At 69.3% G+C, this 22,597-nt stretch carries 23 protein-coding genes; 17 read left to right on the top strand and 6 right to left on the bottom strand.

Translation table 11 applies throughout. The features are described from left to right. Positions 1-2: 2 nt before the first annotated feature. Positions 3-1,505: a tripartite tricarboxylate transporter permease gene (locus tag AC3FMM_RS23610; RefSeq protein ID WP_115680780.1), complete on the top strand. Its 1,503-nt coding sequence runs from the start codon at positions 3-5 to the stop codon at positions 1,503-1,505. Between the two features lie 95 nt (positions 1,506-1,600). Here the strand turns inward: AC3FMM_RS23610 and AC3FMM_RS23605 are convergent, their stop codons facing one another. Next, entirely contained in the window at positions 1,601-2,485 is an 885-nt protein-coding gene (locus tag AC3FMM_RS23605) for a LysR substrate-binding domain-containing protein (protein WP_115710362.1), read from the bottom strand. 160 nt (positions 2,486-2,645) lie between these two features. Between AC3FMM_RS23605 and AC3FMM_RS23600 the strand changes: the two genes are divergently transcribed. The 3 genes from AC3FMM_RS23600 to AC3FMM_RS23590 all read left to right on the top strand — a co-directional run bounded on the left by AC3FMM_RS23600 (position 2,646) and on the right by AC3FMM_RS23590 (position 6,206). After that, positions 2,646-3,623, top strand: a complete 978-nt coding sequence (locus AC3FMM_RS23600; RefSeq protein ID WP_115680782.1) for a Bug family tripartite tricarboxylate transporter substrate binding protein — start codon at positions 2,646-2,648, stop codon at positions 3,621-3,623. Between the two features lie 48 nt (positions 3,624-3,671). Continuing rightward, complete coding sequence (ggt, locus tag AC3FMM_RS23595) at positions 3,672-5,297, top strand: gamma-glutamyltransferase (RefSeq protein ID WP_115710364.1); 1,626 nt, start codon at positions 3,672-3,674, stop codon at positions 5,295-5,297. A gap of 291 nt (positions 5,298-5,588) precedes the next feature. After that, the gene (locus AC3FMM_RS23590; RefSeq protein WP_115710368.1) at positions 5,589-6,206 is read left to right on the top strand and encodes a pyridoxamine 5'-phosphate oxidase family protein; all 618 of its coding nucleotides are present in this window, start codon (positions 5,589-5,591) and stop codon (positions 6,204-6,206) included. Here AC3FMM_RS23590 and AC3FMM_RS23585 read toward each other — a convergent pair. Next, the gene (locus AC3FMM_RS23585; protein ID WP_473704030.1) at positions 6,203-7,639 is read right to left on the bottom strand and encodes a CoA transferase; all 1,437 of its coding nucleotides are present in this window, start codon (positions 7,637-7,639) and stop codon (positions 6,203-6,205) included. The genes AC3FMM_RS23590 and AC3FMM_RS23585 overlap by 4 nt on opposite strands. Positions 7,640-7,861: 222 nt before the next feature. On the opposite strand from AC3FMM_RS23585, the gene AC3FMM_RS23580 reads away from it, so the two are divergent. From AC3FMM_RS23580 to AC3FMM_RS23550, 7 genes are all read left to right on the top strand, one after another. Beyond that, positions 7,862-9,619, top strand: a complete 1,758-nt coding sequence (locus tag AC3FMM_RS23580; protein ID WP_488687563.1) for a glutamine--tRNA ligase/YqeY domain fusion protein — start codon at positions 7,862-7,864, stop codon at positions 9,617-9,619. Beyond that, on the top strand, positions 9,619-9,861 hold the full coding sequence (locus AC3FMM_RS23575) for an RNA-binding S4 domain-containing protein (protein ID WP_115680787.1): 243 nt from the start codon (positions 9,619-9,621) through the stop codon (positions 9,859-9,861). Before AC3FMM_RS23580 ends, AC3FMM_RS23575 begins: the two co-directional genes overlap by 1 nt. A 66-nt stretch (positions 9,862-9,927) precedes the next feature. Next, positions 9,928-10,311 (top strand): MAPEG family protein, encoded by a 384-nt coding sequence (locus AC3FMM_RS23570; protein ID WP_115680788.1) that lies wholly within the window; start codon positions 9,928-9,930, stop codon positions 10,309-10,311. A 5-nt stretch (positions 10,312-10,316) separates the two neighbouring features. After that, a complete protein-coding gene (locus tag AC3FMM_RS23565) occupies positions 10,317-10,904 on the top strand; it encodes a YceI family protein (protein WP_115710375.1) in 588 nt (195 codons plus the stop codon). A 112-nt stretch (positions 10,905-11,016) separates the two neighbouring features. Next, entirely contained in the window at positions 11,017-11,325 is a 309-nt protein-coding gene (locus tag AC3FMM_RS23560) for a hypothetical protein (RefSeq protein ID WP_115680790.1), read from the top strand. 97 nt (positions 11,326-11,422) lie between these two features. After that, on the top strand, positions 11,423-11,971 hold the full coding sequence (locus AC3FMM_RS23555) for a YaeQ family protein (RefSeq protein WP_115710377.1): 549 nt from the start codon (positions 11,423-11,425) through the stop codon (positions 11,969-11,971). Between the two features lie 62 nt (positions 11,972-12,033). Next, positions 12,034-12,381 carry an FKBP-type peptidyl-prolyl cis-trans isomerase gene (locus AC3FMM_RS23550; protein ID WP_018008195.1) on the top strand — a complete coding sequence of 116 codons (348 nt, stop codon included), beginning with the start codon at positions 12,034-12,036 and terminating at the stop codon, positions 12,379-12,381. Positions 12,382-12,461: 80 nt separating this feature from the next. Here AC3FMM_RS23550 and AC3FMM_RS23545 read toward each other — a convergent pair whose 3' ends face one another. Next, a complete protein-coding gene (locus tag AC3FMM_RS23545) occupies positions 12,462-12,782 on the bottom strand; it encodes a hypothetical protein (RefSeq protein ID WP_062801360.1) in 321 nt (106 codons plus the stop codon). A gap of 267 nt (positions 12,783-13,049) precedes the next feature. On the opposite strand from AC3FMM_RS23545, the gene AC3FMM_RS23540 reads away from it, so the two are divergent. Then, complete coding sequence (locus AC3FMM_RS23540) at positions 13,050-13,805, top strand: gamma-glutamylcyclotransferase (RefSeq protein WP_115710379.1); 756 nt, start codon at positions 13,050-13,052, stop codon at positions 13,803-13,805. A gap of 17 nt (positions 13,806-13,822) precedes the next feature. After that, entirely contained in the window at positions 13,823-14,623 is an 801-nt protein-coding gene (locus AC3FMM_RS23535; RefSeq protein ID WP_488687562.1) for an ankyrin repeat domain-containing protein, read from the top strand. Positions 14,624-14,708: 85 nt separating this feature from the next. On the opposite strand, the gene AC3FMM_RS23530 is transcribed toward AC3FMM_RS23535, so the two are convergent. After that, complete coding sequence (locus tag AC3FMM_RS23530; RefSeq protein ID WP_414247690.1) at positions 14,709-16,403, bottom strand: long-chain fatty acid--CoA ligase; 1,695 nt, start codon at positions 16,401-16,403, stop codon at positions 14,709-14,711. Between the two features lie 193 nt (positions 16,404-16,596). Here AC3FMM_RS23530 and trxA point away from each other — a divergent pair, with 193 nt between their 5' ends. Both trxA and AC3FMM_RS23520 read left to right on the top strand, forming a co-directional pair. Then, on the top strand, positions 16,597-17,442 hold the full coding sequence (trxA, locus tag AC3FMM_RS23525; RefSeq protein WP_326346642.1) for a thioredoxin: 846 nt from the start codon (positions 16,597-16,599) through the stop codon (positions 17,440-17,442). Between the two features lie 72 nt (positions 17,443-17,514). Further along, the gene (locus tag AC3FMM_RS23520) at positions 17,515-17,892 is read left to right on the top strand and encodes a cupin domain-containing protein (RefSeq protein WP_414247689.1); all 378 of its coding nucleotides are present in this window, start codon (positions 17,515-17,517) and stop codon (positions 17,890-17,892) included. An 18-nt stretch (positions 17,893-17,910) separates the two neighbouring features. Here AC3FMM_RS23520 and AC3FMM_RS23515 read toward each other — a convergent pair whose 3' ends face one another. Beyond that, positions 17,911-18,351: a bacteriohemerythrin gene (locus AC3FMM_RS23515; protein ID WP_488687561.1), complete on the bottom strand. Its 441-nt coding sequence runs from the start codon at positions 18,349-18,351 to the stop codon at positions 17,911-17,913. Between the two features lie 131 nt (positions 18,352-18,482). Here AC3FMM_RS23515 and AC3FMM_RS23510 point away from each other — a divergent pair, with 131 nt between their 5' ends. After that, the gene (locus AC3FMM_RS23510; protein WP_326346640.1) at positions 18,483-19,061 is read left to right on the top strand and encodes a P-loop nucleotide/nucleoside kinase family protein; all 579 of its coding nucleotides are present in this window, start codon (positions 18,483-18,485) and stop codon (positions 19,059-19,061) included. 21 nt (positions 19,062-19,082) lie between these two features. On the opposite strand, the gene tcdA is transcribed toward AC3FMM_RS23510, so the two are convergent. Further along, positions 19,083-19,952: a tRNA cyclic N6-threonylcarbamoyladenosine(37) synthase TcdA gene (gene tcdA, locus AC3FMM_RS23505; RefSeq protein ID WP_115710392.1), complete on the bottom strand. Its 870-nt coding sequence runs from the start codon at positions 19,950-19,952 to the stop codon at positions 19,083-19,085. Positions 19,953-20,162: 210 nt separating this feature from the next. Between tcdA and AC3FMM_RS23500 the strand changes: the two genes are divergently transcribed. After that, on the top strand, positions 20,163-22,556 hold the full coding sequence (locus AC3FMM_RS23500; RefSeq protein ID WP_116312901.1) for an AsmA family protein: 2,394 nt from the start codon (positions 20,163-20,165) through the stop codon (positions 22,554-22,556). The last annotated feature ends 41 nt before the right edge of the window (positions 22,557-22,597 follow it).

The following is a 22,597-nucleotide window of genomic DNA, read 5'->3' as shown; positions in this document are numbered from 1 at the left end:
ACATGGAACTACTCACCAACCTGGGTCTGGGCTTCTCCACCGCCCTGACCTTCCAGAACCTCGCGTACGCCTTCCTGGGCTGCGTGCTGGGCACCCTGATCGGCGTGCTGCCGGGCCTGGGGCCGCTGGCCACCATCGCCATGCTGCTGCCGGTGACCTACACGCTGCCGCCGGTGGCCGCGCTGATCATGCTGGCCGGCATCTACTACGGCGCCCAGTACGGCGGTTCGACCACCGCCATCCTGGTGAACCTGCCCGGTGAATCGTCGTCGGTGGTGACCACCATCGATGGCTACCAGATGGCCAGGCGAGGGCGAGCGGGGGTGGCGCTGGCGACCGCGGGCCTGGGCTCGTTCTTCGCCGGCTGCGTCGCCACCATGATCCTGGCCGCGTTTGCCGCGCCACTGTCGGAACTGGCGTTCAAGTTCGGCCCGGCCGAGTACTTCTCGCTGATGGTGCTGGGCCTGATCGGCGCCGTGGTGCTGGCCTCGGGTTCGCTGGTCAAGGCCATCGCCATGATCGTGCTGGGCCTGCTGCTGGGCCTGGTCGGTACCGACGTCAACTCGGGCGCCGCGCGCTTCTCGTTCGACGTGCCGGAACTGACCGACGGCCTGAACTTCGTCTCGGTGGCAATGGGTATCTTCGGCTTTGCTGAGATCATCGCCAACCTGGAGCAGAAGGAACACCGCGAGACCTTCACCGACCACATCACCAACCTGTTCCCGACCAAGGACGACTTCAAGCGCATGATCCCGGCCGTGCTGCGCGGCACGGCGCTGGGCTCGGCGCTGGGCATCCTGCCGGGCGGCGGCGCCTCGCTGGCCTCGTTCGCGGCATACTCGCTGGAGAAGAAGACCTCCAAGTATCCGCAGGAATTCGGCAAGGGCGCGATCGAAGGCGTGGCGGGTCCCGAATCGGCCAACAACGCGGCTTCGCAGACCTCGTTCATCCCGCTGCTGACGCTGGGCATTCCGCCCAACGCGGTGATGGCGCTGATGGTTGGGGCGATGACCATCCACAACATCCAGCCCGGCCCGCAGGTGATGACCAGCAACCCGGCGCTGTTCTGGGGCCTGATCGCCTCGATGTGGATCGGCAACCTGATGCTGATCGTGCTGAACCTGCCGCTGATCGGCATCTGGGTGAAGCTGCTGAAGGTGCCCTACCGCTACCTGTACCCGGCCATCCTGACCTTCTGCTGCATCGGCGTGTACTCGGTCCAGAACACTACCTTCGACGTGTTCCAGACCGCTGCCTTCGGCGTGATCGGCTACCTGTTCATCAAGCTGCGCTGCGAACCCGCTCCGCTGCTGCTCGGCTTCGTGCTGGGGCCGATGATGGAAGAGAACTTCCGCCGCTCGCTGCTGCTGTCGCGTGGTGACTTCAGCGTGTTCGTGACGCGCCCGCTGTCGCTGGGCCTGCTGATCGCCGCCGCGGTGCTGGTCGTGATCGTGGCGCTGCCGTCGATCAAGGCCAAGCGCGAAGAAGCGTTCCAGGAAGAATAAGCAGGGAACATCGCCGGCCTGGCGCCGGCGGCAACAAAGCTGAAGGGCACCGCAAGGTGCCCTTTTTTTCGTCCACCGTCCGTCGCCAGTGGCCGCTAGGCCCCGAACAGTTCGCTGCAGGCCGCCCGCACCGCCGCCGTGACCTGCCCGCGGCCGTGGTCGCGCCGCTCCAGCATGCCGATCTGGCGCATCACCGGCGCGCCGTTGACCAGCAGCGGCAGCACGCGCAAGGCGTCGTCGTCGCGCCAGCGCGCGCGCCGCAGCAGCGGCACCACCGTCACCCCCACCTCCTGCCGCACCAGTTCGACCAGCGCCTCGATCGCGTTCAGCTCCAGGAACTCATTGACCTTCAGGTGGGCGCGGCGCAGCGCGCGCTCCACCAGCACGCCGGTGCGCTGGCTGCGGTCGAAGCGCAGGTAGGGGTTGGCCGCCAGCGCCTCGCGCGCGTCGCGGCCCGGGCTGCCGCGCGCGGCGATGGCCACCAGCGGCTCCTGGTACAGCGGCGTCCAGCGCAGCGTGCCCGGCACGCGTGCCGCGCCTTCCACCAGGATGGCGGCGTCGAGTTCCCCGGCTTCCACCTGCGCCGCCAGCTCGATCGACTTGGCGCCGACCAGTCTCACATCGAGGGCCGGATAGGTGCGCTTCATGCGCGCCACCGCGTGCGACAGGCCGCCCATCACCGACACCACCGCGCCCACCGCGACCGCGCCCGCCATGGCTTCGGCCGACGCCAGCGGCAGCCGCATCTCGTCATACAGCGCCAGCAGCTTGCGCGCTTGCGGCAGCAGCGCGCGGCCATCCGCATTAAGCACCGCCACGCGGCCGTTGCGGTCGAACAGCTCGCGGCGCAGCTCGGTCTCCAGCGCACGCATCTGCAGGCTGACTGCGGCCTGGGTCAGGGCCACCTGCGCCGCGGCGGCGGCGAACGAGCCGTGCTCGGCCACGGCGACGAAGGTTCGGAGGAAACGGACAGTGCTCATGCTGCACACCAGGCAAGGAACGCCGGTGTCGCCATGGCGTTCGATACTTAAAAAATTCTTGCGACATCGGAAAGAAATATTAGCTTTCTTTGTGACCGGCGGCACGGAATAATGAAGGCCGATCATCAATCCGCCCTGCGCCTGATTCTCGGAGACACCCATGACATCCTGGCTGCGCCGCCTCGGCACCGGCCTCGGCATCGGCCTGTGCCTGGCCGCCACCCCCGCACTGGCCGACAGCTACCCGAGCAAGCCGATCCGGCTGCTCGTGCCTTTCCCCGCCAGCGGCGCGACCGATCTGCTGGCCCGCGCCATCGCGCAGAAGGTGGGCAGCAACATGGGCCAGCAGATCGTGGTCGACAACCGTCCCGGCGCGGGCGGCGCGATCGGCTCCGACATGGCCGCCAAGGCCGCGCCCGATGGCTATACGCTGCTGATCGCCACCACCAGCACGCATGCGATCGGTCCGCATATCAATCCCCGGCTGCCGTACCAGACCGAGACCGACTTCACGCCGGTGGGCCAGGTCGCGATCGCCACCAACGTGCTGGTGGTGCCCAACAGCCTGCCGGTAAAGAACGTGCGCGAGCTGGTCGACTACGCCAAGAAGCATCCCGGCGAGCTGAACTACGCCTCGAGCGGCAATGGCACCGTGGTGCACCTGACCACCGAGGCGTTCAAGACGCAGGCGGGCGTGTTCATCACCCACATCCCCTACCGCGGCACCGCGCTGGCCGTGCCTGACCTGATCTCGGGCAAGGTGCAGGTGCTGTTCGACAGCATCGTCTCGGGCCTGCCGCATGTGAAGGACGGCAAGCTCAAGGCGCTGGCGGTGACCAGCGCCAAACGCTCGCCGCTGGCGCCGGAAATCCCCACCGTCAGCGAATCGGGCCTGCCAGGCTTCGTCTCCGATACCTGGTTCGGCATCTATGGCCCCAAGGGCATGCCGGCCGATATCGTCAACCGCCTCAATGCCGAGTTCAACAAGGCCATCCAGTCGCCCGAGGTGAAGGAACGGCTGGCCAAGCTGGGCGCCGAACCGGTCGGCGGCACGCCCGCCCAGTTCGCCGCCATGGTGAAGCAGGACAGCGCGCGCTGGGGCAAGCTGATCAGGGATCGCAAGATCACGGCAGAATAAATACGCCACCGAGCGCCCCCGCGCGCACCGAGCACAAAGGACATACCCATGCAGAACTTCAACTGGACCAACCCCTACCCGTCCGTGCGCATTCCGCTGTTTGCGCGCAACGTGGTCTCGACCTCGCACCCGCTGGCCGCGCAGGCCGGCCTGCGCATGCTGCTCAAGGGCGGCAATGCCGTCGATGCCGCCATCGCCGCGGCCGCCGCCATCACTATCGTCGAGCCGGTGTCGTGCGGCCTGGGCAGCGACGCCTTTGCCATCCTGTGGGATGGCAAGTCGCTGCATGGCCTGAACTCGTCGGGCGTGGCGCCGGCGGCATGGAGCCCGGAATACTTCAAGGCCAAATACGGCACCGACGCCAACGGCCTCGCCAACCGCCCGATCCGCGGCTGGGACTCGGTCACCGTCCCCGGCGTGGTCGCCGGCTGGGCCGCGCTGCACGAGCGTTTCGGCAAGCTGCCGTTCGCGGATCTGATGGAACCCGCGATCGAGATCGCAGAGCGCGGCTACGCCGTGCCGCCGGTGGTGGCGCACAAGTGGGCCGCCGCGGTGCCTGAGCTGAAGGACCAGCCCGGCTACGCCGAGACCTTCATGCCCAACGGCCGCGCCCCGGCGGTGGGCGAGAAGTTCACCATGAAGGACGCCGCCGAGACCCTGCGCCAGATCGGCGCGACCCGCGGCCGCGCCTACTACGAAGGCGCGATCGCCGAGAAGATCGCCGCCTTCAGCAAGCAGTGCGGCGGCGCGATGACGCTCGACGACCTGCGCAACTACCAGCCCGACTGGGTCAAGCCGATCAGCAAGTCCTACCGCGGCTATGAACTGCACGAGATCCCGCCCAATGGCCAGGGCATCGCCGCGCTGATCGCGCTGGGCATCCTCGACCAGTTCGACCTGGCCTCGATCCCGGTGGATTCGGTCGATTCGCAGCACCTGCAGATCGAAGCCATGAAGCTGGCCTTCGCCGACCTGTATCAGTACGTGGCCGATCCGCGCAGCATGGAAGTCACGCCCGAACAGATGCTGGACGACGCCTACCTGAAGTCGCGCGCCAAACTGATCGACATGCGGCGCGCCACGCATTTCAACTTCGGCATGCCCAAGGTCGGCGGCACCATCTACCTGACCGCGGCGGACGAGAACGGCATGATGATCTCGTTCATCCAGTCGAACTACATGGGCTTCGGCTCGGGCGTGGTGGTGCCGGGCACCGGCATCAGCCTGCAGAACCGCGGCGTCGGCTTCTCGATGGATCCCAGGTCCGCCAACGTGGTCGCGGGCGGCAAGCGTCCGTTCCACACCATCATCCCGGCCTTCCTGACCAAGAACGGCCAGCCGGTGATGAGCTTCGGCGTGATGGGCGGCGACATGCAGCCGCAGGGCCACGTGCAGACCGTGGTGCGCATGCTCGACTACAACCAGCAGCCGCAGGCGGCCTGCTGCGCGCCGCGCTGGAAGGTCAACCGCGACTTCACGCTGGACGTGGAAGGCACCATGGACCCGGCCACGGTCGAGGGCCTGAAGGCGCGCGGCCACCAGCTCAAGTCGGTGGACGATCCGTACATGGACTTCGGCTCGGGCCAGTTCATCTGGCGAATGTCGGACGACGCCGAGCACGGCTACGTCGCCGCCAGCGACAGCCGGCGCGACGGGCAGGCGGTGGGGTTCTAAGGCAAAAAAAAAGCGCGGTTTTGGGTGCGCCAACGCCGCCCGAACTCGCCCAAGCAAGGTGTTCTCCCTCTCCCCTCATGGGGAGAGGGACCGGGGTGAGCGGTGGGCTAGCAAGGTACCAAACGGAGCGAAGCCTTTGGTTTTCACCCACGGGCGTCAGCCTTTGACCCGCCGGCCCTCTCCCCCGCCCCTCTCCCGCAAGCGGGCGAGGGGAGCTTGCTGCAAGCGGCAGCGCGAGAATTGTGCGCTACATTGACGCTTTCGCCTCCCAGCCCCACTGCCCAGCCTGCCATGACCCCGCACGCCATCACCACGCTGGCCGAACTGGAAGCGCTCTACGCGCAACCGGCGGCGCCCTCGCTGTCCAAGCAAGTCGATTACCTGCACCCGCACTACCAGGCCTTTATCGAGGCGGCGCCGTTCTGCCTGCTGTCGACGGTGGGCCAGGACTGGGCCGAATGCTCGCCGCGCGGCGACGCGCCCGGCTTCGTCCAGGTGCTGGACGAGCGCACGCTGCTGCTGCCGGACCGGCGCGGCAACAACCGCATCGACAGCCTGCGCAATATCGTTGCCGATCCGCGCGTGGGCCTGCTGTTCGTGATTCCCGGCATCAACGAGACCATCCGCGTCAACGGCACCGCGCAGATCAGCGTCGATCCGGCGCTGATCGCGCGCTGCGTGGTCGACGGCAAGGCGCCGACCACGGTGCTGGTGATCACGGTGCAGGCGGTGTTCTTCCAGTGCGCCCGCGCGCTGATCCGCTCGCGCCTGTGGGCCGCGCAGTCGCAGGTCGCGCGCCAGACCCTGCCGAGCAACGGCGAGATCCTGGCCACGCTGAGCGGCAACGCCATCGACGGCGCCGCCTATGATCGCGAGCTGCCCGAGCGGCAGCGCACCACGCTCTACTAGCGCGGCAGCCACTCCGGCGCATGCGTGCCGAGCGGCTCGGACGGCAGCGTCCAGCGCGCCGGCGTCCCGGACAGCTGCGCGGCGTGGCGCACCACCGTCAGCATGCCGAAGCCGGACGGCACCGCTTCGAGCAGGTCGGCCACGTCGTCGATCTTCTGCTCTGGCGCCTTGAGCCCGTCCGTCACGCGCCCCAGCCCGCGCAGCCACTGCCCCACCTGCGCCAGCGACACGCGCACATGCCAGCTGCCGCCCTCCACCGCGCGCCGGTGCAGCGCGGCCATGGCGCCGAACGCCAGCAGGTAGCCCGCGGCGTGGTCCAGCACCTGGGCTGGCAACGGCCGCGGCGTGTCACTGCCCGCGGCTTCCGCCTCGGCGTGGTTGAAGCCGGTGGCGGTCTGCACCAGCGAATCGAAGCCGCGCTTGTGCGCCCACGGCCCGACGTGGCCATACGCGCTCAGCGACACATAGATGATGCCCGGACGGGCGCGCGCGGCGGCCTCCGGGCCGGCGCCCAGTTCGGCCAGGCCGCCGGGCCGGTAGCCTTGCACCAGCACGTCGGCGCCGTGCAGCAGCTTGTGCAGCGTGCGCTTGTCGTCGGCATCGCGCAGGTCCAGCTGGCAGCTGCGCTTGCCGCGGCCGGTGTCGATCACCAGCGGTGCGATCGACGGCAGGTGCGGCGCGGTCACCAGCAGCACGTCGGCGCCATGCGCGGCCAGCGTGCGGCCCGCCACCGGGCCGGCGATGATGCGGGTGAAGTCGAGCACGCGCACGCCCGACAGTGGCTGCGCGTCCGCGGACAGCGGCGCCGGCAGCGGCTGCGGCGGGGCGTCGCCGATCCGCTCCAGTGTTACCGGCGGCAGGCCGCGCAGCGCCGCGGCTTGCGGATGGCGGTCCCATGCGTCGAAGCTGCGCAGCGCAGCCACGACCAGGCCGGCGTCGGACGCAGCCGTTTCGAACGCCTCGGCTTCCCATTTTTCCAGCGCCGCCTGTACCGCGTCCTTGTCATAGGCGCATCCGAGCAGGCGCAGCACGCCGTCGCGGTGATGCGGGAAATTGGTGTGCAGGCGGACCCAGCGGCCGTCGCCGCAACGGTAGATGCCGGCGATCCGGTCCCACAGCTCCGGTGCCGGGCCGCCATCGACGCGCAGGTAGCGCTCGCTGCGGAACTCGGTGATGGCGTGGCGCATGTCGACGCTGACCTGCTGCCAGCGGCCGCTGCGCCCTTGCCACAGCGTGGCGGCGGCCAGCGCCGACGCGGCCAGGCTGGCCTGCGCCGCGGTGCCCACGGCAAAGCTCGAAGGCAGCACCGGCTCGGCGCCATCCAGGCGCAGGTGGGCCAGCGCCCCGGCGGGCAGGCCGGCATCGCGCCATAGCGCGGCAACGACATCGTGGGGCATGGGCGGCACTTGTGCCGCAACGGTGGGGGCATTCATGGGCGTTCCTGATGCGATGGGTCACGCTCCATGCTACTCCGACACATCACTTTGCGGTGCGGCGGCCGGCGCGCGGCAACGGACAAGACCACAAATGAGCCGGTGCTCAAGGCGTGCGGCGCCGCCGGCACGGTAAAATCCCGCTATTGGCATTCCGCCACGCAATCCGACGACCCGGCCCCACGCCTTGCAGGCGCTTGCGGCCGGCCAACCGGCGCCATCATGAGCCACGACAACAAGCCTACCGACAGCACCCCAGCCGCCTCCAACTTCCTGCGCAGCATCATCGACCAGGACCTCGCCGCCGGCACCTACGCCGGGCGCCAGGACCAGCAGGGCGAGCCGCTGCCGGCCGTCATCACCCGCTTCCCGCCGGAGCCCAACGGCTACCTGCATATCGGCCACGCCAAGAGCATCTGCCTGAACTTCGGGCTGGCGCGCGACTACGGCGGCCGCTGCCACCTGCGCTTCGACGACACCAACCCGGTCAAGGAAGACACCGAATACGTCGACTCCATCATCGACGCCGTGCACTGGCTCGGCTTCTCCTGGGACAGCACCGGCAAGGACGGCGCCGCGCAGCCGCACCTGTACTACGCCAGCGACTACTTCGACCAGCTCTACGCCTTTGCCGAGACGCTGATCGAGCGCGGCGCCGCCTACGTCGACAGCCAGTCGGCCGAGCAGATCGCCGCCAGCCGCGGCAATTTCTCCGCGCCGGGCAAGGCCTCGCCCTTCCGCGACCGCAGCGTCGAGGAAAACCTGCAGCTGTTCCGCGACATGCGCGCCGGCAAGTACGGCGACGGCGAGCACGTGCTGCGCGCCAAGATCGACATGGCCGCGCCCAATATCGTCATGCGCGACCCGGTGCTCTACCGCATCCGCCACGCGCATCACCACCGCACCGGCGACAAGTGGTGCATCTACCCGATGTACGACTTCACGCACTGCATCTCGGACGCGCTGGAGAACATCACCCACTCGCTGTGCACGCTGGAGTTCGAGAACAACCGCCCGCTGTACGACTGGGTGCTGGAGCACCTGCGCGACAGCGGCGTGTTCCGCGACCCGCTGCCGCACCAGTATGAGTTCGCACGGCTGAACCTGACCTACGCCATCACCAGCAAGCGCAAGCTCAAGCAGCTGGTCGACGAAAAGCGCGTCGATGGCTGGGACGATCCGCGCATGCCCACGCTGGTGGGCGTGCGCCGCCGCGGCTACACCCCGGAATCGATCCAGCTGTTCTGCGACCGCGTCGGCGTGGCCAAGGCCGACAGCTGGATCGACATGAGCACGCTCGAAGGCTCGGTGCGCGACGACCTCGACGGCCGTGCCGCCCGTGGCGTGGCCGTGCTGGACCCGCTCAGGCTGATCATCGACAACTACCCCGAAGGCCAGAGCGAGGAATGCTCGGCGCCGGTCCACCCCAAGAAGCCGGAACTGGGCAAGCGGGTGTTCCCGCTGTCGCGCGAGCTGTGGATCGAGCGCGAGGACTTCAACGAGGCGCCGCCCAAGGGCTACTTCCGCCTGTTCCCCGGCAACAAGGTGCGCCTGAAGTACGGCTATGTGATCGAGTGCACCGGCGTGGACAAGGACGCCGACGGCAACGTCGTGGCGGTGCACGCCAACTATCTGCCCGACACCAAGAGCGGCACGCCGGGCGCCGACAGCGTCAAGGTCAAGGGCGTGATCCACTGGGTCAGCGCGGCGCATGCGTATGAAGCCGAGGTGCGCCTGTACGACCGCCTGTTCAGCGATCCCAACCCGGATGCCGGCGGCAAGAACTTCCTCGATGCGCTCAACCCGGATTCCAAGCAGGTGATCACCGCCTATCTGGAGCCGGGCCTGCGCGAGGCGCAGCCGGAAGACCGCTTCCAGTTCGAGCGCCATGGCTACTTTGTCGCCGACCGCAGCGATTCGACGCCGGGCAAGCCGGTGTTCAACCGCATCGTCGGCCTCAAAGACAGCTGGGGCAAGTAATGGGCAGACCTGGCAAGGCAGCCGTGCAGACCATCACCTTCCCGCTCGAGGGCGAGTTCATCGCGCTCAATGACCTGCTCAAGCTGGCGGGCGTGTGCGACAGCGGCGGCGCCGGCAAGGCGCTGGTCGCGGCCGGCGAAGTCTCGGTGGACGGCGCGCCCGAATCGCGCAAGACTGCCAAGATCCGCGCCGGGCAGGTGGTGGGCCTGGCGGGCATCGAGATCCGCGTGGTCGCCGCCTGAACGCGCGGACCAGCCGGCGCGCCGCCCCAGGCGGCCAGCGCCGGCACAGCAACCGAAAGGACGACTATGCCGATCGCTTTCTGGTGCGTGCTGCTGGCCGGCGTGCTGCCGCTGGCGACGGTGGCCATCGCCAAGGCCAGCGCGCCGGGCTACGACAACCATGACCCGCGCGGCTGGCTGGAACGGCAATCCGGCCGCGCGCGCCGCGCCGACCTGGCGCACCGCAACCATTTCGAAGCCTTCCCCTTCTTTGCCGCGGCGGTGCTGAGCGCCACCTTGCTGCAGGCGCCGCAGGCCCGCATCGACGAACTGGCGATGGCCTTCATCGCGGTGCGCCTGCTCTACACCCTGTGCTACATCACCGACCGCGCCACCCTGCGCACGCTGTGCTGGACCATCGGCTACCTGACCGTGGTGGGGATCTTCCTGCTGCCGGTCTTTGTCCACTGACGCCCATGGGCCTGCGCGCGCTGGTGCTCATGGCCGCCATCGGCATCACCGCCGCCCACGCGGCGCCGGTCGAGTACACCCTGGATCCGGCCCATACCACCGTCTATTTCTCCGCCAGCCATTTCGAGCGCAGCTCGGTGCGCGGGCGCTTCGGCAAGCTCGACGGGCGCCTGCTCTATGACGCGGACAGCGGCGCCGGCGCAATCGACGTGACCGTGGACCTGGGCTCGGTCGATACCGGCAACCGTACGCTGGATGGCGTGCTGCGCTCGCCACAGTTCTTCGATATTGCCGAGCATCCGGTGGCGCGGCTGCGTGCTGACCGGTTCCTGACGGAAGCCGGCCGCCTTGTCGCCGTGGAGGGCGAGCTGACGCTGCACGGCGTGACCCGGCCCGTGCGCCTCACGGCCGAGCGTTTCCGCTGCGGCGAGGTCACGCTGTTCGGCGTGCGCCGCCAAGTCTGCGGGGGCGACTTCCGCGCCGAAGTGCCGCGCAGTGCCTTTGGCATGACCCGGTTTCTCCCTGAGGTCGGCGACATCGTTACGCTGCAAGTGGCGGTCGAGGCATCGCCTGCCGCAAGCCTTCCGCGCTGACTCCGCGCTTACCCTACTCGTCACCTGCGCCACAAATTTCTCTTGTAGAATCAGCGCTTTGCAAAATCCCTGCCACGCCCGTCCGCGTGTGCGGCGACGCGAGACAGAGACCATGTTCGAGATTCATTCCGGCGACATCGTGGCCGCCGCGCTGGCGGCTGCCGGGGCCTGCCTGGCCTGCAGCATTCCGGGCGACTTCCTGCGCCGCTTCCCGCTGTGGGCAGTACGCACCTACGGGCGCGGCGCGCTGCTGATGCCGTTCCTGGCGATGATGGTCGGCACCTGGCTGTTTCGCCTCGGCCTGGCCGGCCAGCTCGACACCCCGCCGGGCCAGGCACTGCTGGTGGCGGCGGCCTTCCTCGGCACCCTGCTGGTGTCGGCGCTGCTGCGCTTCTACCTGAAGGAATACCGCAAGCGCTGAGGCGCGGGCTTTGAATCGACGGGGTTGAATCGCGTATGATGCGGCCTTTTGCGTCGTACGCACCCCAGCCCGGGGCGCCTGCCGCTTACCTCACCTCATGGCGCTCAAATCCACCATCTTCAAGGCCGAACTGTCCGTGTCGGACATGGACCGGCCCTACTACGGCAGCCACAGCCTGACCATCGCCCAGCACCCGTCCGAGAACGACGCGCGCATGATGGTGCGCCTGCTGGCCTTTGCCTGCGAAGCCAGCGAAACCCTGGCCTTTACCCGCGGCCTCGACGAACCCGACGAGCCCGACCTGTGGGACAAGCGCCTGACCGGCGACATCGCCCATTGGGTCGAACTGGGCCAGCCCGACGAAGCCCGCCTGAAACGCGCCGCGGCGCGCGCCGAGCGCGTGACCGTCTACACCTACAATGCCGCGAGTGCGCGCGAATGGTGGAAGGGCATGGCGGGCAAGGCCGGCAAGCTGCGCAATGTGACCATCTACAATGTCCCGGCGGAGGCCGTCGACGCGCTGGCCGCGCTGGCGCAGCGCGCCATGCGCCTGTCGGTGACGATCCAGGACGGCGATATCTGGGTGGCCGACGACGACCGCAACGTACAACTGACGCTGGAAGTGCTCCAGCGCGCCCAAGCCTGAGCGCAGCGGCGCTGCGCTCATCTTCCCTGTCCACGTCTTTTCCATCGCAAGGAAACCACGCCATGCAAACCACGCCCTCTGGCCTGCAATACGAAGACACCACCGTCGGCTCCGGCGCCGAAGCCACCGCCGGCAAGCACGTCACCGTGCACTACACCGGCTGGCTGTACGAGAACGGCCAGGCCGGCCGCAAGTTCGATTCGAGCAAGGACCGCAACGACCCGTTCGTGTTCCCGCTCGGTGCCGGCCATGTGATCCGCGGCTGGGACGAGGGCGTGCAAGGCATGAAGGTCGGCGGCGTGCGCCGCCTGGTGATCCCGGCCGACCTGGGCTATGGCGCGCGCGGCGCCGGCGGCGTGATTCCGCCGAACGCGACGCTGCTGTTTGAAGTGGAACTGCTGGCGGTTTAAAGCTAGCGATTCAGGCCGGCGCCGCCGCTCCCGCGTCAGCAGGAGCGGCGTCCCGGCCGAAGCATTCAGCCCGGACGCTCTCAGAAACCGATGGCGGCGTTGCCGACATCGACGCGGACCTTGTCCCGGTCCAGCAGCCGCGCCGCATGGCGCGCATAGTCCTGCGCCCAGGCAGCATCGCCGGAGAAGCGCGCTTCTCCAGAGAACTTGGCGACATTCAGGATCTTGTCGATCACCAGCACCTTGCCCACCGGGCTGGAGGCCTGGCAGTCCAGCTCGGTGTATTCCCGGTCGAACCAGCGCCAGGCGGCATCCTCGGTGACCGCGGCCAGCTCGTCCGTGCCGATCGTGAAGTCATATTCCTTGCCGCTGCCGAACACCACCGTAAGCGTACGTGCCATCGCAGGTTCCCCCTGGGTTGGATTGAGGCCCCATTGTAAGGACTCGGCGGCGCCAGCGGCGCGCCATTGCGCCGCATTTCGCGCCGGCCTGACCACCGACAAGGCGCGCCGCCGCACCGCCATCGCACGTGGCAACGGCGACACGCGGCCGCGACCGTTGTCTGGCGCCCACACCGCGACCGCTGACTCGGACAATTCCGAGTAAAAGTGCCACTTGTGGCATTTCCGCGACCCGCCCGGGACGCCGCTTTGATTTATGCTTGCAGCATGGGCATCACGCGACAGGACCTCGAATCCGACCGGCTGCGCACCTCGCTGTGCAGCACCCCGGTTGCGTCCTCGCTGTTGCCCGAGGCCGCGCTGGAACAGTCGCTGGCCGATACGCTGGCGCGCCGCCCCGACGATCCCGCGCTGGGCGGCGATGTCTGGGTGTTCGGCTACGGCTCGCTGATCTGGAACCCGATGGTGGTGCACACCGAGCGCCAGCGCGCCACGGTGCACGGCTACCACCGCGGCTTCTACCTCTATTCCCGTATCAACCGCGGCACCTGGGACAATCCCGGGCTGGTGCTGGGCCTCGACCGCGGCGGCTGCTGCCACGGCATGGCCTTCCGCGTGCCCAGCCATGTGGTCGAGCAGGAGTTCCGCGTGCTGTGGCGCCGCGAGATGCTGACCGGCGCCTACCATCCGCGCTGGCTGCGCATCCGCGTTGGCGCCGCCGGCGCGCCGGAGCAGCGCGCGCTGGCCTTCGTCATGAACCGCTCCCACGAGGCCTACGCCGGCCGGCTGCCGGACACCAGCGTGGTGGAGCGGCTGCGCCACGCCACCGGCCTCTACGGGCCGGCACGCGAGTACCTGCAACAGACCCTGCTGGGACTGGCCACCAACGGCGTCGACGATCCCTACCTCGGGCGGCTCTGGCGCCAGTTGCAAGCGGGCGATGCCGCCGATGCCGCCGAACCTGCCGGCGGCCAGGTGCCGGACCACGCCACGCTGCCGACCAGCCCTCACGAAACCGTCTGAGCCCAGGAGCTGCCGCCATGACGCGCCCCGCCGCCCGCACCCGCAGACAGGCACTCAATGAGTTGCTGGGGCTGGTGGGCTTGCTGATGGGCGGCGGCCTGCTGGCGGCGCAGGGCGGCCAGACCCTGGCGGCGCGTCCCGCCGGCGGCACCGCCAACCCGCACGCGGCGCGCCCGCCGCGCGCCCCCGCCACGCAGGCACCGCCACGTCGCGACGCCATCGGCACGCTCGACCGCAACCTGATCACCGCCGCCAGCGCCGGCGACCAGGCCTTGGTGGCGCGCCTGCTGGCCGCCGGCGCCTCGGCCCGCGCCGCCGACGAACGTGGCCACAGCGCGCTGCTGGCGGCCGTGCAGAACCGCCACACCGAGGTCGCGCGCACGCTGATGCTGGCCGGCGCCGACGTCAACCTGAAGGATGCCGATGCCAACAGCCCGTTCCTGCTGGCGGCCGCCAGCGGCCAGGCCGACATGGTGCGGCTGGCGCTGGCGCACGGCGCCGACCTCGCCAGCACCGACCGCTACCATGGCACCGCGCTGATCGTGGCCAGCCAGCAGGGCCACGTGGAAGTTGTGAAGCTGCTGCTCAAGGCCGGCATCGCCGTCGACCACGTCAACGACCTGGGCTGGACCGCGCTGCTGGAGGCGGTGATCCTGGGGGACGGCAGCGCGCGCTACGAGGATACGGTGCAGCTGCTGCTGGACGCGGGCGCCGACGCCAACCTGGCCGACCGCGAAGGCGTGACGCCAACGCGCCATGCGCGCCAGCGCGGCTACAAGACCATGGTGAAGATGCTGATGCGGGTGCGCGGCCATTGAGGCTGCGCACCCGCCACCACGCTCAGCGATTGTGTACTCCCTCTCCCCATGAGGGGAGAGGGAGAACCCCCTTCTGCCTCTTGGCCTAGGCGCCGGCCCGTGCGTTCTCGCTTTCCTGCAGTTGCCGCCACATCACCTTGCCGGTGCCCGACTTCGGCAGCGCCTCGACGAATTCCACCACGCGCGGGTACTTGTAGGCGGCCATGTTGTCCTTGGCCCAGTCGATGATCTGCTCGGGCGTGGTCTTGCCCCTGGCATGGGCGCGCAGCACCACCACCGCCTTGACGGTCTCGCCGCGGTATGGGTCGCGGGTGCCGATGATGCAGGCTTCCTGCACGTCCGGGTGCTTGTACAGCAGGTTCTCGACCTCGGCCGGCCACACCTTGAAGCCCGACGCATTGATCATGCGCTTGAGCCGGTCAGTGATGAAGTAGTAGCCCTCTTCGTCCATGCGGCCCAGGTCGCCGGTGCGGAAGAAGGTCTTGCCGTCGAACTCGATGAAGGCCTCGCGGGTGGCATCCTCCTTGCCCCAGTAGCCCTTGAACACCTGCGGGCCGCTGACGATGATCTCGCCGATCTCGTTGGGCGGCAGCTCCTTGAGCGTGACCGGGTCGATCACGCGCGCGTCGGTGTTGAAGGTCGGCACGCCCAGGCACTGCAGCTTGGGCCGGTCCGACGGGTTGCTGTGGGTCGGCGCCATGGTCTCGGACAGGCCATAGCCCTCCAGGTAATTCAGCCCGAACTGCTCGCGCAGGCGCTCGGCCACCGCCTGCGGCATGGCCGCGCCGCCGCCGCCGATATAGCGCAGGCTCGACAGGTCGAATTCGGCCAGGTTGGGGCTGGCCAGGAAGTCGATCACCATGGTCGGGATATTGGTCCAGTGCGTGACCTGGTAGCGCGAGATCAGGCGCCCCGCCACTTCGCGGTCCCAGCGCGGCAGCATCACCACGGTGGCGCCGCTGTAGATCGGGCCGTTCATGCCGTACTGCATGCCGGTGACGTGGAACAGCGGCAGCACCGACAGCACCACCGACTCCGCGCCCGAGCCCGACCAGGTCGCGCCGCCGACGATGTTGTGCATCACCGAGCGGTGGGTGTGGATGCAGCCCTTGGGGAAGCCGGTGGTGCCCGAGGTGTACGGCATCACCGCCATGTCGTCCGGGCCGGCGGTATGCGGCCCCGGCTGCAGCCCCGCGCCGAGCGCGTCGGCCCACGTGGTGGCGCCGGCGGGCAACGGATGCGGCGTGGTCAGCCAGGCCGGCGGCGCGTCTTCCGGATGTTCGTGGGCCGGCGGCAGCGCGTCGGCGTATTGAGTGACCAGCAGGTGCTGCAGGCGCTGCGCCGGCTCCAGCTCGGCCTGCGCCTGCTCGACGCCGGCGGCGAGGTCGGCGGTGAAGATCGCCACGCGCGCCTGGGCGTCGGTGACGTAGTGCTTGAATTCCTCGGCGCGGTTCATCGGGTTGACCGGCACCACCACCGCGTCGGCGCGCAGGATGGCGTAGTAGCTGACGATGAACTGCGGACAGTTCTGCATGTACAGCAGCACCCGGTCGCCCTTCTTCACACCCGCCTTCTGCTGCAGCCAGCCGGCCAGCGCGGTGGCCTGGTCTTGCAGCTCACGGAAGCTGATGGCGTTGCCGAAATAGCGGATCGCGGCCTTGTCGGCATAGCGCAGCGCCGAGACCTCCAGGTTGGCCCACAGCGATGTTTCCGGCAGCACGATGGCGGGCGGCAGGCGCTTTGGCCAGAACTGGAAATGCGGGCGGTCGGGGTTCGGCATGAAGGGTCTCCTGTGCGGTCTCGCGGACCGGGTCTGTCGTATGGTCAAGGACTATAACCGAACGATCGTTCTATTTTCAACCGGTGACTTCCCGCACGGCGCGTGCGAGGGCGGCCGCGGGCGTTGCAATCGGCGCCTTCGCCCTCACAATAAGGGGTATCGATTCCCCTTTCTCTCCCGACCAGGATTCCCCATGAGCGACGTCACCCTGCAGAATTTCGAAACCGAAGTGATCGACGCCTCGCGCCAGATGCCGGTGCTGGTCGATTTCTGGGCGCCGTGGTGCGGCCCCTGCCGCACGCTGGGCCCGATGCTGGAGCGCCTGGAAGCCGAAGCGAACGGCCAGTGGAAGCTGGTCAAGGTCAATGTCGACGAGAACCAGGAGCTGGCCGCGCACTTCGGCGTGCGCAGCATTCCCCATGTGGTGGCGATCGACGACGGCCAGGCGGTGGACCAGTTCACCGGCGTGCTGCCGGAATCGGGCCTGCGCGAGTTCCTGAGCCGGCTGGCGCCGGGCCAGGCCAGGTCGCCGCTGGCCGACGCGCTGGCACTCGCGGCCGCCGGCAACCGCGACGGCGCCGAGACCTTGTTCGCCGATGCGATCGCAGCCGATCCGGAATCCGATGCCCCGCGCCTCGCCTATATCGGCTTCCTGCTGGACGGCAACGCCGTCGACCGGGCCCGGGCCGAGTTCGCGGCGCTGTCGCCACGGGCGGAACAGGAAGATGGCTATGGCGCGCTGCGCACGCGCATCGATGCGATGGAGAACGCCGCCGGGCTGCCCGATGCGGCCACCCTGGCCGGGCGCATCGAAGCCGATCCGCGCGACCTCGCCGCGCGCCTGGACCTGGCTCGGCTGATGATCGCGCAGCAGCAATACGAGCCGGCGCTGGAACAGCTGCTGGCGATCGTGCGCGCCGACCGCGGCTTCGACGACGATATCGGCCGCCGCACCATGCTGTCGGTATTCGAGATGCTGGCCGACCGGCCCGAGGTGGTGTCACGCTGGCGCCGCCAGCTGAGCACGTCGCTGAACTGACGGTGACGCGGGCCCGGCGCGGTAAACTGGCGCATTCTCAGTTCCGCCGCCTCCGCGATTCACCCCGCTGACATGACCGCGCCCCGCCTGATCGACTTCAAGACCGCACCCGCCCCCAGCCACGACCGGCCGCGCCCCGACCGGCTGGTGGCGGGCAATCCGGACCGCACCACCTGGACGCACTACAGCGCGCAGCATGGCGATTTCGATTGCGGAATCTGGGCGTGCGAGCCGGGCGCGTGGCGCATCGCCTTCCCGGCGGGAAAGGAAGAATTCTTCCACGTCATCAGCGGCCGCATCCGCATCAGCGACGACAGCGGCCAGGCCAGCGAATTCGGCCCCGGCGATGCCTGCGTGATCCCGGGCGGCTTTAGCGGTGTGTTCCAGGTGCTGGACCCGGTGCGCAAATACTTCGTGGTGATCGACCGCGATGCGGCGCGCCAGGCCTGAGCGCCGGGCCCGCGGCGATCACGCCGCCGTGGCGGGACCTTCGATCAGCGTGAAGCCGTTTTCGCGCATATGCTCGACCATCATCGCGTCCATCGACTTGACGTGATGGTCGAACCAGCCTGACAGTTCGGCCACCAGCCGGCGGCCAAGCTGGAACTCCGCCTCGCTGTGCACCTTGTCGCGCACCGCGATCGCCACCGCCAGCACCTGCTGGTGCTCGCCCGCGTGGCAATGGCGCGGGCCGAACCCCATGGCCTCCATCCACTGTTCCTCCTGGGCGAAATGATGGCGCGTATGGTCGATCCATGCGTCCATCGCCGCCAGGAAGGCGTCGTCGTCGGCGCTGGCGACCGCCGCCAGCAGCTGCACGAACTCGGCGTGGGTGGCGTCGGTGACCGGTTCGCCCAGGTGCAGGTGGTCCGGCAGGCCGGCGGAGGAAAGCTGGTCTTTGGCGTCCATGGGGAGGGGCGGCAAGCGTGGAGAAAAACGGCAAGGATACCGAATCGGCGCGACCCGGGCCTGATCTGGCGCAAGCGAGCGGGTATGCTGTGGGCAATGCGGCCGGTCCGTCACCCTACCGTCTTACGCTCATGCCACGACTGATCTTCTTCTGCGGCCATGCCGGCACCGGCAAGACCTCCCTGGCCCACCGCCTGATCGGCCCGCTGATGCAGGCCACCGGCGAGCCGTTCTGCCTGCTCGACAAGGACACGCTGTACGGCCGCTACAGCGCCGCGGCCATGGCCGCCATCACCGGCGATCCCAACGACCGCGACAGCCCGGCCTACCTGGAGCACCTGCGCGACCCCGAATACCAGGGCCTGCTCGACACCGCGCGCGAGAACCTGGCGCTGGGCATCAGCGCGATCGTGATCGGGCCGCTTTCGCGCGAGGTCCGCGCCCACCTGCTGAACGACCCGGACTGGCTGCACGTACCCGCCGGCACCACGGTGCGCACGGTCTGGGTCCACCTGCCCGAGGACGAGGCCCACGCGCGCATCATCCGGCGCGGCAACCCCAACGACGCCTACAAGCTGGCGCACTGGGACGCGTACCGGACCCGGCGCTTCATGCCGGCGCCCGCCGACTATCCGGAACTGATCTTTTTCGACAACCGGGCACCGGAGCAGGCCGACATCGACGCGCTGCTGCGCGCGCTGAGCGCCTGAACGGCGCGGCGGCGCAAGTCCTCAGCCGCGCGCGATCGCGCTGATCGCCGCCGACGCCGCGACAAAGCCGAACACCGCCGTCACCGCCACCGACGAGCCGAAGCCGGCGCAGGCCAGCCCTTGCGGCCCGCGCGCGGCGGGCTGGCCCGGCTGCACCTCCAGCGGCGGCGCCTCGTCGATCTCGCAGGCCTGCTGCTCGGGCTCCGGATATTGCAGCGGCTCGTCGGAGTAGACTGCGGCGATGCCGAACTTCTTTTTCGGGTCGCGGGTAAAGCCCCACTGCTTGCGCAGGCCGGCGCGCACCTTGGACAGCAGCGGGTCCTGGATCGTGCGCGCGAGGTCGTCGATGCGCACGCGCGTGGGGTCGAGCTGGCCGCCGGCGCCGCCGCAGGTGATCACCGGCACGCCCTGACGCCGTGCCCAGCCCAGCATGGCGGTCTTGACCCGCACCGCGTCGATGGCGTCGATCACATAGTCATAGCCGGCGCCGAGCAGGTCCGGCACGTTGTCGGCGGTAACAAAGTCGTCGACCTGGGTCACGCGGCAACGCGGGTTGATGGCGACGATGCGCTCGGCCATGGCCTCGACCTTGGCACGCCCGTAGGCGTCGCCCAGCGCATGGATCTGCCGGTTGGTGTTGGACAGCGCGATATGGTCCAGGTCGATCAGCGCGATGCGGCCCACCGCGTTGCGTGCCAGCGCCTCGGCCGCCCAGCTGCCGACCCCGCCGATGCCGACCACGCACACGTTGGCCGACTCCAGCCGCGCCAGCCCGGCGGCGCCGTACAGCCGCGCCACGCCGCCGAAACGGCGGTGGTAGTCGTCGTCGGCCGGGCTTTCGTGGGTCAGCGGCTCGGGCAGGCCAGCCAGCTCGTGTGCGGCATCGTTCATACGGAAAGGAGCGGATCCGGGGACGCGTGGCCATGCCACCCACGCCAATGCCGGCGCAAAAAATCCGGCATTTTCCGGCGGCGATGTCAGCCAGTCCCCGACAAGGACGGGAAGCGCGCAACTATACAATAGACCTGCAGTGGTCCGTTCGCCGCGCCGCCCCGCGCGGGTTCCGCGGGCCCTCGCCCCCGCCAGCCAGGAGCCCGCCTCATGCCCGTGCGCCGCAAGGTCGTTCTGTGGAGTGTCCTGACACCGGTCGCGCTGATCGCGCTGCTGGTGGTCGTGATCCTGACCTTCGACTGGAACCGGATCAAGCCCTGGCTCAACGACCGCGTCTCCGAAGCCATCGGCCGCCCCTTTGCCATCAATGGCGACCTCACCGTGACCTGGCGCCGCGGCGAGGGCGAGCAAGGCTGGCGCACGCTGGTGCCATGGCCGCGGCTGTCGGCGCGCGACATCACCGTCGGCAACCCGGACTGGGCCGCGCAGCCCCATATGGCGACCGTGCGCGAGCTGATCTTCGTGCTGCGCCCGCTGCCGCTGCTGGCCAACGAGATCGCGGTGCCGACCATCGTCATCGACAGCCCCGCGGTATGGCTGGAACGCCTGGCCGACAGCCGCAACAACTGGACCTTCGACACCGGCCCGAAAAAAAATGGCACCTCGAAATGGCAGCTGGATGTCGGCGAGGTGGTGCTGGCGCGCGGCAACCTGGCGCTGACCGACCAGCTCAAGAAGATCTCGCTGCAGGCGGAACTCGACACCATCGGCAACGCGCCGCTCTATGACAAGGCGCGCGATGGCGCGCTGGTCGAGCCGCAAGCCTCGGCCGTGCCACCCGGGCCGCCGGGCAGCGCCGCCCAGGCGGCCTCGGCGCCGCGGGCCGGCGGCCCGGCCTCGGCGGCGCCCGCCAATGGCGGCGACGGCCGCTATGGCGTGCGCTGGAAAGCGACCGGGCGCTACAACGAAGCCACCATCAACGCCAGCGGCAAGGCCGGCACGGTGCTGAGCCTGCGCAATACCGACGTGCCGTTCCCGATCCAGGCCGATGTGCGCGTGGGCACCACGCGCGCCCAGATCGAAGGCACGGTCACCAATCCGGCGCACCTGGCGGCGCTGGACGTGCACCTGACCCTGGCCGGCGACAGCATGGCCAGGCTCTACGCGCTGACCGGCGTGGTGCTGCCGTCGACGCCGCCATACCAGACCCGCGGCCGGCTGATGGCGACGCTGCGCAAGGAAGGCTCGATCTACGAGTACCAGAAGTTCACCGGCCGCGTCGGCGGCAGCGACCTGTCCGGCACGCTCACCTTCACCAAGCGCGACCCGCGCCCGCTGCTGGCCGGCAACCTGGTGTCGAACCAGCTCCGCTTTGTCGACCTGGCCCCGCTGATCGGCGCCGACGCCAAGCCCGGCCGCCCGGCCAAGGACAGCCCGGTGGCCCAGCCGGCGGACAAGGCGCTGCCGGTGGCGCCGTTCCGCACCGAGCGCTGGGACGAGATCGACGCCGACGTTCACTTCACCGGCAAGCGCATCATCCGCGACGCCGAGCTGCCGATCACCGACCTGGTCACGCACCTGAAGCTGCAGGACGGCGTGCTGCTGCTCGACCCGCTCAACTTCGGCGTGGCCGGCGGCAACCTGGTGTCGACGGTGCGGCTCGACGGCAAGCGCGAGCCCATGGGCGCGATGGTCGACCTGAAGGCGCGGCGCATGAAGCTCAAGCAGCTGTTCCCGACCATCGACCTGATGCGCGCCAGCATCGGCGAACTCAACGGCAGCGCCAAGCTGTCGGCCACCGGCAATTCGGTGGCGGCGCTGCTGGGCTCGTCCAACGGCGAGGCGCGGCTGCTGGTCGAGAACGGCACGGTCAGCAAGTTCCTGCTCGAGGCGATCGGCCTCAATGTCGGCAGCCTGGTGGTGTCGAAGCTGTTCGGCGACAAGCCGGTGCAGATCAACTGCGGCGTCAGCGACTTCGCCATGACCGACGGCGTGGCGCGCGCGCGCACCTTCGTGCTCGACACCCAGGACGCGGTGATCGAGACCACCGGCGGCATCGACCTGCGCAGCGAGCGGCTGGCGCTGACCATCCACCCGGACTCCAAGGGCCTGCGCGTCTTCTCGCTGCGCTCGCCGCTGTATGTGGGCGGCACCATGAAGAACCCGCGCGTCAGCCCCGATATCGGCGTGCTGGCGCTGCGCGCCGGCGGCGCGTTGTCGCTGGCGCTGCTGGCGCCGGTCGCCACCGCGGTGCTGCCGCTGCTCGACCTCTCGCCGGGCGGCGACGACACGCAGTGCGCCAAATTGCTGGCCGAACTCCGCAAGCGCCCCACCGCCCCGCCGCCGGGCAAGACCTACAAGGACCCGAAGGCCGCGGCGGCGCCCGCCGACGCCACCGGCGCGACGGACACAAGCCGGTCCGGCGCGGAGGCCACGGCCAGGCGCCCTGGCCAGCCCGCGGCCGAAGCCCGTGCCGGCAAGCCGCCCGCCGCCAGTCGGCAAGAACCGGCCCGGCCCGCCGCCCAGCGCCCGCCACAGCGCCCGGCCAACGAACGCGCGCCGCAACGCCCCGGCAACGACCGGTCGTTCTACCAGGGCGGATAGATGCACTCGCCACACCGGGCCCCTCGCCGTTTAAACAAAAT

The organism is Cupriavidus sp. 207A1 (genome assembly GCF_057798955.1).
This window is presented reverse-complemented; position numbering and strand designations above follow the sequence as displayed.

What these genes read in the sequence shown, in the direction of transcription:
- AC3FMM_RS23565 (WP_115710375.1), top strand. Translation starts at nt 10,317, where the DNA reads ATGGGCCTGCGCGCGCTGGTGCTCATGGCCGCCATCGGCATCACCGCC.
- AC3FMM_RS23515 (WP_488687561.1), bottom strand. Translation starts at nt 18,351, where the DNA reads ATGGACGCCAAAGACCAGCTTTCCTCCGCCGGCCTGCCGGACCACCTG.
- AC3FMM_RS23520 (WP_414247689.1), top strand. Translation starts at nt 17,515, where the DNA reads ATGACCGCGCCCCGCCTGATCGACTTCAAGACCGCACCCGCCCCCAGC.
- AC3FMM_RS23560 (WP_115680790.1), top strand. Translation starts at nt 11,017, where the DNA reads ATGTTCGAGATTCATTCCGGCGACATCGTGGCCGCCGCGCTGGCGGCT.
- AC3FMM_RS23555 (WP_115710377.1), top strand. Translation starts at nt 11,423, where the DNA reads ATGGCGCTCAAATCCACCATCTTCAAGGCCGAACTGTCCGTGTCGGAC.
- trxA (WP_326346642.1), top strand. Translation starts at nt 16,597, where the DNA reads ATGAGCGACGTCACCCTGCAGAATTTCGAAACCGAAGTGATCGACGCC.
- AC3FMM_RS23530 (WP_414247690.1), bottom strand. Translation starts at nt 16,403, where the DNA reads ATGCCGAACCCCGACCGCCCGCATTTCCAGTTCTGGCCAAAGCGCCTG.
- AC3FMM_RS23585 (WP_473704030.1), bottom strand. Translation starts at nt 7,639, where the DNA reads ATGAATGCCCCCACCGTTGCGGCACAAGTGCCGCCCATGCCCCACGAT.
- AC3FMM_RS23540 (WP_115710379.1), top strand. Translation starts at nt 13,050, where the DNA reads ATGGGCATCACGCGACAGGACCTCGAATCCGACCGGCTGCGCACCTCG.
- AC3FMM_RS23510 (WP_326346640.1), top strand. Translation starts at nt 18,483, where the DNA reads ATGCCACGACTGATCTTCTTCTGCGGCCATGCCGGCACCGGCAAGACC.
- AC3FMM_RS23590 (WP_115710368.1), top strand. Translation starts at nt 5,589, where the DNA reads ATGACCCCGCACGCCATCACCACGCTGGCCGAACTGGAAGCGCTCTAC.
- AC3FMM_RS23500 (WP_116312901.1), top strand. Translation starts at nt 20,163, where the DNA reads ATGCCCGTGCGCCGCAAGGTCGTTCTGTGGAGTGTCCTGACACCGGTC.
- AC3FMM_RS23535 (WP_488687562.1), top strand. Translation starts at nt 13,823, where the DNA reads ATGACGCGCCCCGCCGCCCGCACCCGCAGACAGGCACTCAATGAGTTG.
- AC3FMM_RS23545 (WP_062801360.1), bottom strand. Translation starts at nt 12,782, where the DNA reads ATGGCACGTACGCTTACGGTGGTGTTCGGCAGCGGCAAGGAATATGAC.
- AC3FMM_RS23580 (WP_488687563.1), top strand. Translation starts at nt 7,862, where the DNA reads ATGAGCCACGACAACAAGCCTACCGACAGCACCCCAGCCGCCTCCAAC.
- AC3FMM_RS23600 (WP_115680782.1), top strand. Translation starts at nt 2,646, where the DNA reads ATGACATCCTGGCTGCGCCGCCTCGGCACCGGCCTCGGCATCGGCCTG.
- AC3FMM_RS23610 (WP_115680780.1), top strand. Translation starts at nt 3, where the DNA reads ATGGAACTACTCACCAACCTGGGTCTGGGCTTCTCCACCGCCCTGACC.
- AC3FMM_RS23550 (WP_018008195.1), top strand. Translation starts at nt 12,034, where the DNA reads ATGCAAACCACGCCCTCTGGCCTGCAATACGAAGACACCACCGTCGGC.
- tcdA (WP_115710392.1), bottom strand. Translation starts at nt 19,952, where the DNA reads ATGAACGATGCCGCACACGAGCTGGCTGGCCTGCCCGAGCCGCTGACC.
- ggt (WP_115710364.1), top strand. Translation starts at nt 3,672, where the DNA reads ATGCAGAACTTCAACTGGACCAACCCCTACCCGTCCGTGCGCATTCCG.
- AC3FMM_RS23575 (WP_115680787.1), top strand. Translation starts at nt 9,619, where the DNA reads ATGGGCAGACCTGGCAAGGCAGCCGTGCAGACCATCACCTTCCCGCTC.
- AC3FMM_RS23605 (WP_115710362.1), bottom strand. Translation starts at nt 2,485, where the DNA reads ATGAGCACTGTCCGTTTCCTCCGAACCTTCGTCGCCGTGGCCGAGCAC.
- AC3FMM_RS23570 (WP_115680788.1), top strand. Translation starts at nt 9,928, where the DNA reads ATGCCGATCGCTTTCTGGTGCGTGCTGCTGGCCGGCGTGCTGCCGCTG.